The sequence below is a fragment of the Flaviaesturariibacter aridisoli genome, from assembly GCF_004343705.1.
GTDB lineage: Bacteria > Bacteroidota > Bacteroidia > Chitinophagales > Chitinophagaceae > Flavisolibacter > Flavisolibacter aridisoli.
Window position 1 is genome coordinate 65142 of sequence record NZ_SKFH01000003.1, and the last position, 16606, is coordinate 81747.

Genomic DNA, 16606 nt, shown 5'->3' on the forward strand with positions numbered 1-16606 from the left:
GCGTTCTTTCTCTTCCCGCGCGCTTGCGCGTCTAAATGAAAAAGCCCCTGCATCACAGGGGCTGTTCTCTATTCATTACTGATTACTCATTTGTGTGCCTTCGTATACAGCAGGTTGTAGTACTCCTCTGCCATGCGGTTGGAGTCGAACTGCAGCTGCACGTCGCGCATGCCGTTCTTCACAATCTGGCGCCAGGTGTCGTAGTCTTCGTAGTACAGCGGCAGGATCTGCTTCGTCAGCACTTCGTAGAGCTGGTCGAGGTCGTATTGATCCTGCTCGGGCGTGCTCATCTTCGTGTAGTCGACGGGCGGCACGATAAAGCCGTTGTTGCCAGGGTGTACAAATTCGGGAATCCAGCCGTCGTTGGTGGAGAAGTTGACGGCGCCGTTCATGGCGGCGGTCATGCCCGAGGTGCCGGATGCTTCGCGGGGCACGCGGGGGTTGTTGAGCCAGCAGTCGGCGGCCTGCTTCATCCGCTTCGACAGGGCCAGCTCGTAGCCGATCAGCACAGCCATGTTCTTGTAATTCTTGCTCAGGTGCACCAGCTCGTTGAACTCCGAGATGGCGGGATAGTCGGCCGGGTAGGGCTTGCCCGCCCAGATGATCTGGATGGGATACTTCGTGTCGGCCATCAGCTTGTTGAATCGCTCGATGTCGCGCGTGATGAGGTTGGCGCGCTTGTAGCCGGCGAAGCGGCGGGCCCACACGATCGTGAATACGTTCGGGTCGAAGATCTTGCCGGTCTGGTCGGCCACGAGCTCGAAGGCGCGCTTCTTCATCCAGGTCTTGCGGTCGTCGAAGCCGGCGTCGTTGCCGTCCTCGCGGAAGCGGTACAGGGCCTTGTCGGCCCAGTAGCGCCAGTTCTGTGCGTTGGTGATGGCGAGGATCTCGCAGATGTTGTCATACTTGGCCCACATGTGCCGGCTCACTTCGCCGTGTAGCTGCGACACGCCGTTGGCGATGCGCGCAAAGCGGAGGGCGGCGAGCGAGTGGTTGAACTGGTCGTCGGGCATGCCCGTCAGGTGCTTCACCTCTTCGACGGTGAGGCCGCAGAAGTAGCTCATTTTATGACAGAGGTAGATGTCGTGCTTCTCGTTGCCGGCCTCTTCGGGCGTGTGCGTGGTAAACACGAGGCGCTTCTTCACCTCTTCGGCCTTGCGTCCGAATTTATTATACAGGTAGAAAGCGGCGGACAGGCCGTGTGCTTCATTGAGGTGGTATACTTCGGGGTGGAAGCCGATCTCGTCGAGCAGCTTGGCGCCGCCTACACCGAGCAGGATGAACTGCGCCACCTTCGTGGCCACGTTGGCATCGTAGAGGCGGTGCGTGATCGTCTGCGATACGTAGTCGTTCTCGGGAATGTCGGTGGTCATCAGGAACATCGGTGCCGACTGGAACACGTTCGGCGGGAGGTACATGACCTTCACCCATACCGGGTGCTCGTGTACCGTGATCTCGAACTTGATGCCCGTTTCTTCCAGGAAGCCGTAGATCTTCTCCATCCAGGTCACCTGCAGGGTCTGGTCCTGGTTGCGGGCCTGGTCGTAGTAACCGTATTTCCACAGGATGCCGATGCCGACCAGGTTCTGACGCAATTCAAAGGCCGAGCGCATGTGCGAGCCGGCGAGGAAGCCAAGGCCGCCGCTATAGATCTTCAGCGGCTGGTGAATGGCGAATTCCATCGAGAAATAAGCCACGCGTTTTTTGAAGCGGTCGTCAACAGGATAAGGGACCTGGAAAGATCGGAAGTTCATGTTCTTATTCATGGATTTAGCTGCGCAAGATAAGGAAAACGAAAGATCGTGTATTCAAGACACAATTGTACGGCGGTAATCTACTTTTTGGACTTTTTCTTTGCCGTTGTTTTCGGTGAAACCGGCTTTTTCCGCGGGAAGGATCCTTCAAAGACGCACTGAACGCCGCGGCGCGAACCGCAGCCTTCCATTTCGCGCAGCGTCACGTTATTGCCCTGGAAGGTGAGCTCCAGCACGCAGGGATCGCCCCCCTGGCGGTACACCGCCGTCTTCGAGGAAGTGAGCAGCGCCGTGCCTTTGAGCTCGCCAACACACGTATTGTCTTCTTCGCCGGTTTCAAAGTGTACGAAGAAGTTGAGTTCGCTGGGGTTGCGCGCGTCGCGGATGGAGACGAAGTTGCGCGCGTTCTTGACATAGTCGCCGGCCAGCGGGTGCGTGCGGGCAAAGGTGTCGAGCGGGTTGAGCACGTCCTGGTTGTCTTCGAGCGGGTCGGCGCCGATGAGGGTGAAATTCTTTCCCTCGGTATTGTACATAAATACTTCCTTGCCTTCGGCAGTTTGCTCTTTGGGCAGCTTTTTGGTGATGCCGCGCGTGATGGCCCCGGCGCGGTCGATGGTGGATACCTGCGCGGTGGCCGGGTCGGCATCGGGCACGAGCAGCGGAAAGACGCCGGCGGGATTGCCTTTCTCGAAGCGGTACAAAAGCGCGGCACGGTGGCTACCGCTGCTGGCGCGCACGCTGAGGTAACGCACCTCCTGCGCTCCTTCGATGCGGGCAAGCGGAGTAAAGCGCACTTTGCCGCCGCCGAGCAATTGGGTGCGCAGCGAATCGGGCAGCAGGGAGGAGAATTCGGCCGCGCTGAGCGCAGCGGTGTCCTTCGTATTCCATACCGACGAATCGTTGAGACTATAGGGCAGCGGCGCGGCGGAGAAGGGCGCCGACAGGGCTGCGAACGAACCGCCGGCGGGCTCCGCTCCTTTCGCACCGGGCTCCTTTTTCGGATCACCCGAGCAGGCAACAAATCCGAGCCACAACAAGACACATCCGGGCAGGCGCATAGTCGGTTTTTGCGGTAAATAAACGACAATCCCGTCAATAGTATCCGGCCGGGGTTGGGTGCCGCCCCCTATTTTTGTTCCATGACCTCTTCTTCCACCGACTCCTCGCTGAGTGAAGTGCATGGCAGTGTGGATACGACCGCCGGCGCCGGAAAGCCGCTCTGGCGCCGGGCGCTGGTGTATTTCGGGCCGGCCTACTTAGTCTCGGTCGGGTATATGGACCCGGGCAACTGGGCTTCCGACCTCGCGGGCGGCAGCCGCTTCGGTTACCAGCTGGTGTGGGTGCTGCTGATGAGCAACCTGATGGCACTGCTGCTTCAAAGCCTCGCCGCCCGCCTCGGCATCGTGCGCGGCCGCGACCTCGCACAAGCCAACCGCGAAGCCTTCCCGAGATCGCTCAACCTCGTACTCTATATTCTCGCCGAGATCGCCATCGCCGCAACCGATTTGGCGGAAGTGTTGGGCATGGCCATCGGCATTCAGCTGCTTACCGGCATCCCGCTGCTCTGGGCGGTGCTCATCACCCTTTGCGATACGTTCCTGCTCCTGCTGCTCCAACGCCTGGGCATGCGTAAGATGGAGGCGTTTATCATCGGGCTCATCGCCGTCATCGGCATTTCGTTTCTCGTGCAGCTCGTCATGGCGAAGCCCGACCTGGGGCAGGTAGCCCGGGGCCTCGTGCCGACGATCCCCTCTTCCGCAGCGTTGTTCATCATCACCTCCATCATCGGCGCCACCGTGATGCCGCACAACCTGTACCTTCATTCGGCGCTGGTGCAAACGCGCAAGATCCGTCGCGACGATGCCGGCATCCGGCGGGCGCTGAAGCTCAATTTCATCGACAGCACCATCGCCCTCAATGCCGCTTTTTTCGTCAACGCCGCCATCCTCGTGCTGGCCGCATCTGCCTTCTATTATAAAGGCATTCCCGTGGAAGGCATCAAGGAAGCCCACCGGCTCCTCGACGGGATGCTGGGCAGTAAGCTCGCACCGATCCTCTTTGCCGTGGCGCTCATTGCGGCGGGGCAAAGCAGCACCATCACCGGCACCCTGGCCGGGCAGATCGTGATGGAAGGCTACCTCAAACTCCGCATCGACCCCTGGGTGCGCCGCCTGCTCACGCGCCTGCTGGCCATCGTGCCCGCGGTGATCGTGATCCTTGTCAGCGGCGAGCACGGCACCGAGCAGCTGCTGCTGTTCAGCCAGGTGCTGCTCAGCCTGCAACTGGGCTTCGCCATCATCCCGCTGATCCACTTCGTGAGCGACAAAACCACGATGGGCATCTTCGCCATCCCGCGCTGGGTGCAGGTGCTGGCCTGGATCATCACCATCATCCTCGTATACCTCAATGGCCGCATGGTAGCCGAGCAACTCCTCGAATATTTCCGCGGCGGCAGCAACCTGCTGCTGATCCTGCTGGCGTCGGCGGCGGCCCTGTTCTTCGCCGGCCTGCTCGTATATATTACCATCTACCCGATGCTGCGTCGCCGCAAGGCGATGCCCGCGCCGGCACTCGTGGTGCACCCGCAGGCGGTGGAAGCCATCGGCCTGCCCATCGTGCCCGCCTATTCGGCCATCGCGCTGGCACTCGATTTCAGCCGCTTCGACCAGACGCTGCTCGCCCACGCGCTCGGCCATGCCCGCGCCGACACGCGCTTCGTGCTGATCCACGTGGTGGAAAGCGCTTCGGCCCGCATCCACGGGCAGGAGTCGGACGACCTCGAAACCCGCAAGGACCTCGAGCAACTGGAAGCCTACGCCACGCAGCTTCGTACCCTGGGCTTCGAAGCGGGTACGCTGCTCGGCTACCACAGCCGCGCCAAGGAGATCGTGCGCCTCGTGAAAGAATCCGGCGCCGACCTGCTCATTATCGGGGCACATGGACACAAGGGCATGCTGGACTGGATCTACGGGCAGACCATCGACAGCGTACGGCACGCGTTGAAGATCCCGGTGCTGATTGTCAGCGCGTAGGGAGATGTCGGATGTCTGATGTCTGATGTCGGATATCTGATTTAAATACAAAATTTGCTTACGATATGAGGTTTCCCATCCTGTTCCTGGTTTCCTTACTTTCCGTTTTTGCGTCGGCTCAGGTTCCCAAAGTTTCCACGGGACGCATCGTACGGATCGATTCGTTCCGGTCGAAGTTTGTGACGGCGCGCAACGTCGACGTGTGGCTGCCGCCGGACTATCCTTCCGCGGGGCGTTACGACGTATTATATATGCACGATGGCCAGATGCTGTTCGACAGCACGATCACCTGGAACCGGCAGGAATGGCGGGCAGATGAGACCGCGGGCGCGCTGATCGCCCACCAAACAAGGCCCTTTATCATCGTAGGGATCCACAACAACGCGCGCCTGCGCCTGGCGGAATATTTCCCGGAAAAGGCAGCCCAAAATCTCCCCCCTTCGGAACGCGATTCGCTGCTGAAAGAGGTCGGCGGGCAACTGCTGGCGGACGAATACCTGGCGTTTGTTACCAAAGAGGTGAAGCCCTATATCGATTCGGCATTCGCCACCAACCCGGCACCGGCCCACACCTTCATCGCCGGATCGAGCATGGGCGGACTCATCTCGCTGTACGCGGTTTGCGAATACCCGCGCGTTTTTGGCGGCGCGGCCTGCCTGTCAACCCACTGGCCGGGCTCCTTCCGCGGGCTCAACGATGGCGGGCAACTATTCGGGGCTATACGCGCCTACCTGGAGCGGCAATTGCCCGATCCGCGTGTCCGGAAGAAACCGGCCACAGCGCCCCGCCTCTATATGGACTACGGCAACAAAACCCTCGACTCCTTTTACACCCCGCTGCAGCCGCAGATCGACGCGATCGTTCGGAAAAAAGGCTACCGCGACGAGCAGTTCTCGAGCCGCTTCTTCCCCGGCGCCGACCACTCCGAGCGCTCCTGGGCCGCCCGGCTCAGTGAACCGTTTCGATTCTTATTCCGGAGAGCGCGCTAACCACCCGACCGCTGGAGTCAAGACCTCTTACGCACCGTCCCGGGCCGCGAAGGGGCTATGGTTGTCGCAATAACCGCGTCGGGCTGAAACAAACCCCAAATAATCGCTATTGTGCAACCGAATTGTCCCTGGCAGGATAAAAAACAGTTGTTTTTGGAGCGTCACGGCTCGTTTTCGGATAAAAACACTTGTTTTTGGGGTAGCAGCCGGACCGGAAGGCTCAAAAACAGGTGCTTTCGGTCTTTCCAAGCATCCTTCCGGGTCAAAAACAGCTGTTTTTGGCTTTTGCCGGCTACTTCCGCTTCGAAAACAACTGTTTTACGTTTGGAAGCTTTTTAATTGATTGCCCGTGCAAAAAAAACGGATCGCGATGCGATCCGTTTTCCATATCAGACATCAGCCATCAGCCATCAGACATCGCTCCCCAGCTCGTGCCCGAGCTTGTCGCGCTTTGTCTGCAGGTACCGTTCGTTGTGCGGGTTCGCGGTGATCTTGAGGGGAACGTTGTCCACCACCTCGAGGCCGTAGCCAATGAGCCCGACGCGCTTGCGGGGGTTGTTGGAGATGAGCTGCAGCTTTTGGATGCCCAGGTGGCGCAGGATCTGGGCGCCCACGCCGTAGTCGCGCTGGTCCATCTGGAAGCCGAGGTGGAGGTTGGCCTCTACGGTATCCATTCCTTCTTCCTGCAGGCGGTAGGCCTTCAACTTGTTGACGAGCCCGATGCCGCGGCCTTCCTGGTTCATATACAGGATGGCGCCCTTGCCGGCCTCCTCCACCATTTTCATGGCGCCGTGCAGCTGCTCGCCGCAATCGCAGCGGAGCGAGCCGAGGATATCGCCGGTAAAGCAGGAGGAATGCACGCGCACGAGCACGGGCTCTTCCTTTTCCCAGCTGCCCTTGATGAGGGCGAGGTGCTCGTTGGACGAGCCTTTCTCCTGGAAGGCGACCAGCTTGAAATGGCCGTAGCGGGTGGGCATGTCTACCCGTACAATCTCTTCGATGAGCGAATCGCGCTGCACGCGGTACTCGATAAGGTCTTTTATGGAGATGATCTTGAAGTCGAATTTCTCGGCCAGCTCGAGCAGTTGCGGCAGGCGGGCCATGGTGCCGTCCTCATTAAGGATCTCCACCAGCACACCGGACGGTTCGAAGCCGGCGAGGCGGGCGAGGTCGGCGGCGGCCTCGGTGTGGCCGGCGCGGCGGAGAACGCCGCCCCGCTTGGCGCGGAGGGGGAAGATGTGGCCCGGGCGGCCCAGTTCTTCGGTACGGGTATCGGGATTGATCAGGGCTTGCACGGTGGCGGACCGGTCGTGGGCCGAGATGCCCGTGGTGCAGCCGTGGCCGAGGAGGTCCACCGACACGGTAAAGGCCGTTTCGTGGAGGGCGGTGTTGTTGTTGACCATCAGCTCCAGTCCGAGCTCGTCGCAGCGGTCTTCCAGCAGGGCGATGCAAATGAGGCCGCGGCCGTGCTTGCTCATAAAGTTGATCACTTCGGGGGTCACGTTGCGGGAGGCCGTGATGAAGTCGCCTTCGTTCTCGCGGTCTTCGTCGTCGACAACGATCACGATCTTACCCTGGCGGATGTCTTCAATGGCGCTTTCAATGGAATGGAGCATAAGAAAGGTTCTCGTGCAAAGGTACGGCGCGAACAGGGTTCCGGTTGTCTGTGGCATCAGCAACGTCGCAGGCGGCCGGTGCTAACGGGGTGTCGTTGACGGTCGTTGCAACACCCGGAGTCCGGGGCGTGGCAGCGGCCTGCGCAACCGGCTTAACAGGCTTCATTTTGTGTTAATATCCTGCTAATAAATGTTGGCCTTTTTTTCTTTCCTTTGCACTCGAAAACCTATAATACTTAGTTTATGCTCAAGAGATTATTGTGTCTGCTTACAATCGCCTTGCTAGCATCGCCCGTGCTCTTCGCCCAGGTTACCACGAGTAGCCTTACCGGCGTGGTGCGCGACGCTGCCGGTAATGCCACGTTGTCGGGGGCTACGATCACGGCTACCCACACACCGTCGGGCACCCGTTATTCCACCAGCTCCCAGGCCAACGGCAACTACCGCATCGACAACATGCGCAGCGGCGGCCCCTACCTGGTTGTATTCACCTATGTGGGCTACGACCAGCAACGCTTTGACGACATCAGCCTGCAGCTGGCCGAGGCCACCGTGCTCAACGCCAACCTCGCCAAGGCGAATACCACGCTTGAAAACGTGGTGGTTGTCGGCGCCGGCCGCAACCGTGTGCTGAACGCCAGCCGTTCGGGCGCCGTGACCAACATCGGCCGCACCGAGATCCAGCGCATGCCGTCGATCACCCGCTCCATCAACGACCTGACCCGCGTTACCCCGCAGGCCAACGGTACGTCGATCGGCGGCGGCAACTACCGTTCGAACTTCATCACGGTGGACGGTTCCGACTTCAACAACCAGTTCGGCATCGGCACCAACCTGCCGGCCAACGGCTCGCCGATCTCCCTCGACGCCCTCGGCGAGGTGTCGGTGAACGTAACGCCTTTCGACATCCGCCAGTCGGGCTTCACCGGCGCTTCGGTGAACGCCGTGACCCGCTCGGGCACCAACAACTTCGAAGGCTCGGTATACCGCTACTGGCGCACCGAGCGCCAGCAGGGCAACAAGGCCGGCAGCGTCACCTTCGCCCCCGTTCCCTTTACGTTCGACCAGTACGGCGCCCGCTTCGGTGGCCCGATCGTACGCAACAAGCTGTTCTTCTTCCTCAGCTACGAGCAGGACAACCAGCCCAAGATCGTACAGAGCCGGGTTGCCTCCACGCCCAACGCTCCCTTCGGCAGCGCGCCCAATATCGCCCGCCCGACGCGTGAAGACCTGGACTCTTTCAGCTCCTACCTCTTTAACAAGTATGGCTACGTAACCGGCCCGTACGACAACTACAGCACCTCCATCGAGCGCAAGAAGTTCCTTGCCCGCGTGGACTGGAACATCAACCGCAACCACCGCTTCAACGTGCGTTACAACCAGGTAGAGGGCGGTGAGCCCAACCCGCCGAGCACCTCCCGCTCGCCTCTTTCGGGCTTCGGCGGCGGCAACCGCACCGACATCAACGCGATGTGGTACCAGAACTCCAACTACTTCCAGGGCGCCAATTTCTACTCCCTCGCCGCCGAGCTCAACTCGAACCTCGGTAACCGGATGACGAATACCCTGCGCGGAACGTATACCTACCAGAACGATTCCCGCACCACCACGAGCACCGACTTCCCCTTCGTGGACATCCTGAAGGACCCGGGTAACCAGCCCGAGACGCCTTATGTTTCCTTCGGCCACGAGCCCTTCTCGAAGGGTAACCTCCGCCAGGTAAAGACCTATTCTTTTGTGGATAACTTCACCTGGACCGTCGGCAAGCACAACCTGCTGGCGGGTGTTCAGTACGACCACAGCACCACGGTGAACGGCTTCCAGCGCTTTGCCACGAGCTACTACACCTTTGCTTCCTGGAACGATTTCGTAACGGGCCAGCGCCCGGTTGCCTTCGCCCAGACCTATACCCTGAACAAAGACTTCTCGCAGGTGTTCCCCACCTTCGAGTTCAACCAGTTCTCGGCCTACCTGCAGGATGAAATGACCCTGTCGCCGCACTTCCGCCTCACGGTGGGTCTGCGTGCCGACCTGCCCACCTACCCCAGCGTTCCGGAGATCCAGACGCACCCGCTGGTGGACAGCCTGACCTTTATCGGCGGTGAGAAGATCAACACCGGCAACCTGCCGAAGTCGACCGTTATGTTCTCGCCCCGCATCGGCTTCAACTGGGACGTGAACGGCGACCGTTCCTTCCAGGTCCGTGGCGGTACGGGTATCTTCACCGGCCGTATTCCTTTCGTGTGGATCGTGAGCCAGTCGGGTGATGCCGGCCTGCTCCAGATCACGGAAGCTTACTCGGGCTCGCAGGTTCCGGCCAACATTACGGCCTTCAACCCCGACCCCGCTGCTTACCGCCCGACGGTAGCACCCACGCCCGGTACGTCGATCCCCACTTCGGTGACGGCGATGGACCCCAACTTCAAATTCCCCCAGACCTGGAAAACGACCCTCGGTTTCGACCGTCGCCTCGGCAAAGGCTTCGTGCTGTCGGTAGAAGGTATCTTCAACAAAGACCTGAACACCGCCATCTTCCGCAACCCGAACCTGGTGGCTCCGCAGAACCTGAACGTTGCCGGTTACCCCGACAGCCGTCCGATCTACCCGTCGAACATTCGTGACCGCTTCCTGTATACCCTGACGCCCGGTGGCAACCCCACGCCGACCAACCCGCGTCCGAACTACCCGATTGCCAACGGTGTGAGCGTTGCCAACCAGCAGGCTTTCAACCCGATCGTGATCGCCAACGGCAGCAAAGGCTACAGCGCTTACTTCACGATGAACCTGCAAAAGCAGTTCAGCAACAACTGGTACGCTACCGTAGCCTACACCAAGGCCTGGGGCGCTAACCAGTACGACGGTTCCGGCGACCAGCCCCTGTCGGCCTGGCAGGCTACAGCGCAGGTGTACGGTCCGAACGACTACCGCCTGGACTACAACGGCAACATTCTCTCCGACCGCCTCATCGCCTCGGTATCTTATAAGAAAGAATACCTGAAGCATCTCGGAACGACGCTCTCGCTGTTCTACGAAGGATCCACCGGCAGCCGTTACAGCTACACCTACAGCGGCGACTTCAACCGCGATGGTGTATCGGGCAACGACCTGATCTACATCCCCAAAGACGCTACCGAGATCGACTTCGTTTCGCAGACGATCAATGGCGTTACCTATTCGCCCGCACAGCAGTCGGAACTGTTCTTCCGCTTTGTGGACCAAGACCCCTACCTGCGCAAGCACAAGGGTCAATATGCCGAGCGCAACGGCGCCCGCTTCCCCTGGCGCAACCAGTTCGACGTGAAACTGCTCCAGGATGTGTTCGTGAACGTGGGCAAGCACCGCAACACGATCCAGCTTAGCCTCGACATCTTCAACTTCGCCAACCTGCTGAACGCCGACTGGGGCCTGATCCGTACCCAGAATTCGTTCTCGCCGCTGGTACCCACCAACCAGAACAACCTGGTTTCCGGTGGCACCACGCGCCCGACCTTCCGCCTGGCGATCGACCGCAACGCCCCGCTGACGGAAACGTTCCGCGACAACACCACGATCACGTCTACCTATTACATGCAGATGGGGATTCGTTATATCTTCGGAAACTGATAATGTGAAGCGTGAGGCGTGAACCGTGAGTTCGCGATACACGATAACAGAAAAGGCAGCCATTGGCTGCCTTTTCTCATTTAGAATCGCCTCTCAAGGGCTGACGCTTGACGCCTCACGCCTCACGACCCGAACGCCCACTCCAGGAAATGCGGGAAGGCCCGCCCCCAGGTTTCCACGTCGTGCCGGCCGTCTTCGTAGTTGACGTAGCAGATATCGTCGTCGGTGTAGCCTTTTCCCTTCAGTTCCCCGATGAGCGACAGTGTGTCGTCGATCGAGTCGATAACGCCGTTGTGGTTGCGGTCGGAGGTTTCGTCGAGTGAACCCGTGGTGAAGTAAAAGCGTTGTCCTTTGTGAAACTTGCCTTTGCGCACCTGGCTGTGCATGATGCGGTCGGTTTCTTCCACGTAGCCATCTTCGAGGTCGCGGGTGCGCCACCAGAGCGATCCGGAAAAAACACCCGCAATGCGAAACTGCTCGGGGTGGCTCCAGGCGAGGTCGATGGCACTGAGGCCGCCGAGCGAAAAGCCGGCGATCGCCTTCTGGCGAAAGGCGGGAATGCAATAATCGCGGTGCAGGTGTGGGATCAGTTGTTCCCGCAGGAAGCGGTCGTAGGCGGCCGCCTTGGCGCCGCGGCCCTTGAAATCGAGCACCTTGGCGGTGCCGTATTCCATCTTGCGGTCGGGGCCGCCGTGCACACCTACACAGAGCAGCGGCCGGAGGCGGCGCTCCTCCATCAGCCCGTTGAGGAGCGTATCGAAACGCATCTTGTCCAGGTCCTGCCCGTCGTTAATCAGCAGCAGCGATAGCGATGACGGATCGGCGATGAATTTCGGAAGATAAAAATCCACCGTCACGTACCGGCGCAGGTCGGGTGAGTAAAGCAGTTTGCGCTCCACGATCAGGCAGTTGAGATCGGCTAATTGCATGGCGTCAAAAATAGCGGAAAGGGCCGCCAACAGGCTTGCTAAAAACTTTTTGGCAGAAAGGTTTATGTCGTACTTTAAGGCTTCTGGAACGCAAACCAACCATTATGAAAAAAATCGGAATTCTATTCGGCAAGGAACGCTCTTTTCCTACGGCAATCATTGAACGGATCAACAGCAAGGGCATTGAGGACATCGTAGCCGAACCGGTACGGATCGACAAGGCCATGCAGGGCGAGCCCTCGGGCTATGCCGTCATCATCGACCGCATTTCGCAGGATGTTCCCTTTTACCGCACCTGGCTTAAGAACGCCGCCCTGCGCGGCACGGCGGTCATCAACAACCCCTTTTGGTGGAGCGCCGACGAGAAGTATTTCAACAACTGCCTCATGACGCAGATCGGCGTGCCCGTGCCCAAGACGGCCATCATTCCCTCGTACGAAAAGCCGACCGACACTTCCGATGAATCCTTTTCCAACCTCGCCTACCCGCTCGACTGGGAAGGCATCTTCAGCTACGTGGGCTTCCCGGCGTACATGAAGCCTTTCGAAGGCGGCGGCTGGAAGAATGTATACAAGCTGCGGAACAGCGAGGAGTTTTTCCAGAAGCACGCCGAGACCGAGCAGCTCGTGATGCTGTTGCAGGAAGAGATCGTGTTCACCGAATACTACCGCTGCTACTGCATCGGCCGCAAGTATGTCAAGATCATGGGCTACGAGCCCCGCAACCCGCACCATCTTCGTTACCAGCACGACTTCAGCCCGAGCCCCGAGCGCCTGAAGCAAATGGAGGACATCGTGCTGCGGATCAACAATTACCTGGGCTACGACTTCAACACCGTGGAACTCGCCATCCGCGACGGCGTTCCTTATGCCATCGACTTCTGCAACCCCGCTCCCGACGCCGACCTCGCATCGGTAGGCGAAGAGAACTTCAACTGGGTGGTGGAAAACGCCGCGAACTACGCCATCGAGCGCGCCCTCGCCCAGAAAGACGGTCAGGACAACCTGAGCTGGGGCGAATATATCAAGCGCAGTACCGCCAGGCAGAAACTCGTATAGAGGGTTTGTGGTTTGTAGTCGGTTGTTTGTAGTTAAGCAAACCACGATGCACCTTCTAACCACAAACTACAAATCACAAACTACTAACTAACTGACCCACATGCTACTTGAAACAAGCGAACGAATTACGATCAACAAACCCGCATCCATGGCGCATTTGAATTTCAAGACCTTTACGCTTGGCGTGGAGGAAGAATATATGGTTCTGGACCCGGCGACACGCGAGCTCAAAAGCCATGAGCAGAAGATCGTGCACGAGGGCCAGAAGATGATCAAGGACAAGGTGAAGGCCGAGATGCACCAGGCCGTGGTGGAAGTGGGCACCGACATCTGTGCCGATGCCGATGAAGCCTGGACCGACATCAGTACCCTGCGCCGCACGATCTCCGACATCGCCCGCGGTCTCGGCTTTGCAATGGGCGCTTCGGGTACCCACCCGTTCAGCCACTGGGAAAGCCAGCTGATTACCGACCACGTTCGCTACAATGAGATCGTGAACGAGCTCCAGGAAGCAGCGCGCAGCAACCTCATTTTCGGGCTACACGTACACGTGGGTATGCAGTCGCGCGAGATGGCCAACCACATCGCCAACAGCACCCGCTACTTCCTGCCGCACGTCTACGCACTCAGCACCAACTCGCCCTTCTGGGAGGGCCGCAGCACGGGGTACAAGTCGTTTCGCACCAAGGTATTCGACAAGTTCCCGCGCACCGGCATCCCCGAAACCTTCGAGAACATCGAGGATTACGACAACTACGTCAAGATCCTGATGAAGACGAACTGCATCGACAACGCCAAGAAGATCTGGTGGGACCTGCGTGTGCACCCGTTCTTCAACACCGTGGAATTCCGCATCTGCGATATCCCGATGACGGTCGACGAAACGATCTGTATTGCGTCGTTGTTCCAGGCCATCTGCGCAAAGATCTATAAGCTGCGCTCGCAAAACATGAACTTCATCCAGTACTCACGCGCGCTGATCAACGAAAACAAATGGCGCGCGAGCCGCTACGGCATCGATGGTTACCTGATCGACTTCGGCAAGCAGGAAGAGATCAACACCCGCGTGCTGATCTACGAGCTGCTCGACTTTGTGGACGACGTAGTAGACGAACTGGGCAGCCGGCACCGCCTGCAGTACGTGCACCAGATGCTCGAGCAGGGCACTGGCGCCGACCGGCAACTGGCCGTATACGGCCGCAACAAGAGCATGACCGACGTGGTGGACTATGTGCAGTCGCAGTTCCTGCACGGTATCTAATGCCGGTCTAATGCCGCCATTGCAGATATAAATGAATTGTCGTATATTTAGGGTAGAAACGCCACCGCGCTTCTACCCTTTTTTTTATGGCCCGCATCTTTACCATCGAATTCGCCTACGAAGGAATCCTGTACAACGCCCTGGTCACCGAGCGCGCGCAGCCTTTTGCCACCGAGTACCGCCTGTCGATGCTCTCTGGCGAGCTGGAGGATTTGCTGAGCGCACGTAAAGTACTCCTGTCACCTACCGGCGTCCTGGCCTTTTCCCAAAGAGAGGGCCTGCCCGGCCGCCTTATGGAAAGCGTCCTGCAGGCCATCGCCCTTCATGTAGGCACACCCGCCTGACGGCCAGCACCGTCCCGGCCGCGCCTTTCCGATTACGGAAAGAAGTCCCTTTTTTTCTTGCCGGAACCCGGCTCAGTAGTATTCGTAAACGCGGGTATACTGCGTGTAAATGTGGTCTTCCTCATCCTCGCCCGGGGCATAGGACACGCTCGAGCACTTTGTCCAGTTGTTCTGGCTGCCGTAGGTATACGTGTAGTTGCTGATGTCGTCGAGCGCCCCTTCGTTATTGTACCGTTCTTTTTTCTGCCGGTCGCCGCTGCGGTTGTATTGATAGGCTTCCGATGAATAATACTTCCGGTGGGCTTCGGCGTCGTCCTTGTAAAAGCGCTTCTGCACCTGTCCATCCCCGTTGTATTCATATACATACCGGTTGCGGTACGTTGAATGCCCGGCGCCATAATATTTCGTCTCCGTTACCCGCCCGTTGCTGAGCGTTCGTGCTTCCAGCAGGTCGCCATCCCCGTTCCGGACGAACACCTGTGACGCTGAGTAGCTGAAGACATTCGTATAGGGATTTACATACGCCTCCTTGGTATTTATCCGGCTCACTTTGTCGCCGACATAAGTGTAAGTAGACGTCCGTTCGAGTTCCTCGCCCGATTTCAGCTCGAACACCTGAACAGAAGTAAGTCGCCCGCTAGCATCGAAATCGTAGACGTACTTCATTTTCTGCTCGCCATTATTCACGCGGCCTTTTTTGTCAGTGTACACCCGGACTTCGGTGATCCGTTTTACTTTACCCTTCACATTCATGTCACTGGCCGAATAGGTGTCGATCGGGTAGTCGTATTGCGCCTGCCCGGATTCAGCAAGCAAAAGCGATAAGATCGCGAGGATGACCGTTTTCATAATTACCTTTTTGATTTTCGTTTCGGGGTTTAAGCCAGGCCATCATTTCCTGAAGCCTGGACCGCAATACTACCCCGTCGCAACCGCCTGCGAAATACTCTGTTTTAGGTAATTACGAGGAACGGGGCTATTTCCCCGCGTCCACCTTCCGGATCCAATCGATGACCCCGGTCATGAACACTTTCTGGTCGTCCCACATCGCCATATGGCTGCCGTTGGGACAGTATAAATACGAGCCGTTTTTCACTTGTTTGCTTTGCTCCTCCATCACCTTCGGGTCCATCGTGTCGTACCTGGCACCCACCATCAACGTGGGCACGTTGATATTTTTCAGATCAGCCTTGCGGTCCCAGTTGGCGAGGCGGCCGGATGCCCCGAACTCAGATGGTCCCTGCATCATCGTATAGATCTCCTTGTTGTGATGCCTGAATGAACGCAGTACCGGCTCGGGCATCGGGTTGATGCGGCAGATATGCTGCGCGTAAAAATTCGGCCCCAGCAGTTCTTCGTAGCGCGGGTTATCGAAATCGTGCTTCGCTTCGATGGCGCGGATCTCCGCGAGCACTCCGGAGTCCATCTGGGGCGCCAGTACATTGTTGGCGTATTGCACATAATCGGGTATCGACGCCACCATGTTGGCCACGATGAGGCCCTTCATATGCTGTTGGTATTTGAGCGCATACTCCATTCCGAGCATACCGCCCCAGGAGTTTCCGAGCACGTAAAAATTGGAACTATCGGCGCCGATGGCTTTCCGCACCTGCTCCACTTCTTCCACGAAACGCTCCGTGGTCCACAGCGACGAGTCTTTGGGCTGGTCGGAATAGTACGAGCCGAGCTGGTCGTATTCGTAAAATTCGAAACCCTCCCTGGGGAAAAAGCTCTCGAAGCACTCCATGTATTCGTGCGTGAACGAAGGGCCGCCGTGCAGCAGGAGCACTTTGATGCGCGGGTTGTTGCCGAAGCGTTTCGTCCAAACGTTGAACGTACCTCCCGGTGTCTGGATCGGAATGAGCCGGATGCCCGCGGTTTGCACACCGGTGTCTCCGTAGTTGAAATATTCGCGGACTGTGGGGCCATCGCTTTCGTTCCGATCACCGGCAGTGATGGTCGGCGTGCACGCATACAGTAGCAGGGCAAGGACGAAAAAATAACAGTGGCGCATAAGGTT

At 58.6% G+C, this 16606-nt stretch carries 12 protein-coding genes; 6 read left to right on the forward strand and 6 right to left on the reverse strand.

Annotated elements, in window-relative coordinates; genetic code table 11:
* Positions 1–86: 86 nt before the first annotated feature.
* Together glgP and E0486_RS03255 are read right to left on the reverse strand one after the other, a co-directional pair.
* Complete coding sequence (gene glgP / locus E0486_RS03250; protein WP_131850704.1) at positions 87–1766, reverse strand: alpha-glucan family phosphorylase; 1680 nt, start codon at positions 1764–1766, stop codon at positions 87–89.
* A gap of 68 nt (positions 1767–1834) precedes the next feature.
* On the reverse strand, positions 1835–2812 hold the full coding sequence (locus tag E0486_RS03255) for a hypothetical protein (protein ID WP_131850705.1): 978 nt from the start codon (positions 2810–2812) through the stop codon (positions 1835–1837).
* Positions 2813–2893: 81 nt separating this feature from the next.
* Here E0486_RS03255 and E0486_RS03260 point away from each other — a divergent pair, with 81 nt between their 5' ends.
* Together E0486_RS03260 and E0486_RS03265 are read left to right on the forward strand one after the other, a co-directional pair.
* Positions 2894–4786, forward strand: a complete 1893-nt coding sequence (locus tag E0486_RS03260) for an Nramp family divalent metal transporter (RefSeq protein WP_131850706.1) — start codon at positions 2894–2896, stop codon at positions 4784–4786.
* 65 nt (positions 4787–4851) lie between these two features.
* Positions 4852–5775 carry an alpha/beta hydrolase gene (locus tag E0486_RS03265; RefSeq protein WP_131850707.1) on the forward strand — a complete coding sequence of 308 codons (924 nt, stop codon included), beginning with the start codon at positions 4852–4854 and terminating at the stop codon, positions 5773–5775.
* Between the two features lie 410 nt (positions 5776–6185).
* On the opposite strand, the gene E0486_RS03270 is transcribed toward E0486_RS03265, so the two are convergent.
* Positions 6186–7391: a bifunctional 3,4-dihydroxy-2-butanone-4-phosphate synthase/GTP cyclohydrolase II gene (locus E0486_RS03270; protein WP_131850708.1), complete on the reverse strand. Its 1206-nt coding sequence runs from the start codon at positions 7389–7391 to the stop codon at positions 6186–6188.
* Between the two features lie 243 nt (positions 7392–7634).
* Here E0486_RS03270 and E0486_RS03275 point away from each other — a divergent pair, with 243 nt between their 5' ends.
* Positions 7635–10994 carry a TonB-dependent receptor gene (locus E0486_RS03275; RefSeq protein ID WP_131850709.1) on the forward strand — a complete coding sequence of 1120 codons (3360 nt, stop codon included), beginning with the start codon at positions 7635–7637 and terminating at the stop codon, positions 10992–10994.
* A gap of 122 nt (positions 10995–11116) precedes the next feature.
* On the opposite strand, the gene E0486_RS03280 is transcribed toward E0486_RS03275, so the two are convergent.
* Entirely contained in the window at positions 11117–11923 is an 807-nt protein-coding gene (locus tag E0486_RS03280; RefSeq protein ID WP_131850710.1) for an alpha/beta hydrolase, read from the reverse strand.
* Positions 11924–12027: 104 nt separating this feature from the next.
* On the opposite strand from E0486_RS03280, the gene E0486_RS03285 reads away from it, so the two are divergent.
* The 3 genes from E0486_RS03285 (at position 12028) to E0486_RS03295 (ending at position 14586) form a co-directional block, all read left to right on the forward strand.
* Positions 12028–12981, forward strand: coding sequence for an ATP-grasp domain-containing protein (locus tag E0486_RS03285; protein WP_131850711.1), 954 nt, complete (start codon positions 12028–12030; stop codon positions 12979–12981).
* A 148-nt stretch (positions 12982–13129) separates the two neighbouring features.
* Complete coding sequence (locus E0486_RS03290; protein WP_131850712.1) at positions 13130–14242, forward strand: carboxylate-amine ligase; 1113 nt, start codon at positions 13130–13132, stop codon at positions 14240–14242.
* Positions 14243–14328: 86 nt separating this feature from the next.
* Positions 14329–14586 carry a hypothetical protein gene (locus tag E0486_RS03295; protein ID WP_131850713.1) on the forward strand — a complete coding sequence of 86 codons (258 nt, stop codon included), beginning with the start codon at positions 14329–14331 and terminating at the stop codon, positions 14584–14586.
* 72 nt (positions 14587–14658) lie between these two features.
* Here E0486_RS03295 and E0486_RS03300 read toward each other — a convergent pair whose 3' ends face one another.
* Both E0486_RS03300 and E0486_RS03305 read right to left on the reverse strand, forming a co-directional pair.
* Entirely contained in the window at positions 14659–15435 is a 777-nt protein-coding gene (locus tag E0486_RS03300; protein ID WP_131850714.1) for a hypothetical protein, read from the reverse strand.
* Positions 15436–15562: 127 nt separating this feature from the next.
* Positions 15563–16600 (reverse strand): proline iminopeptidase-family hydrolase, encoded by a 1038-nt coding sequence (locus tag E0486_RS03305; RefSeq protein WP_131850715.1) that lies wholly within the window; start codon positions 16598–16600, stop codon positions 15563–15565.
* Positions 16601–16606 lie beyond the last annotated feature (6 nt).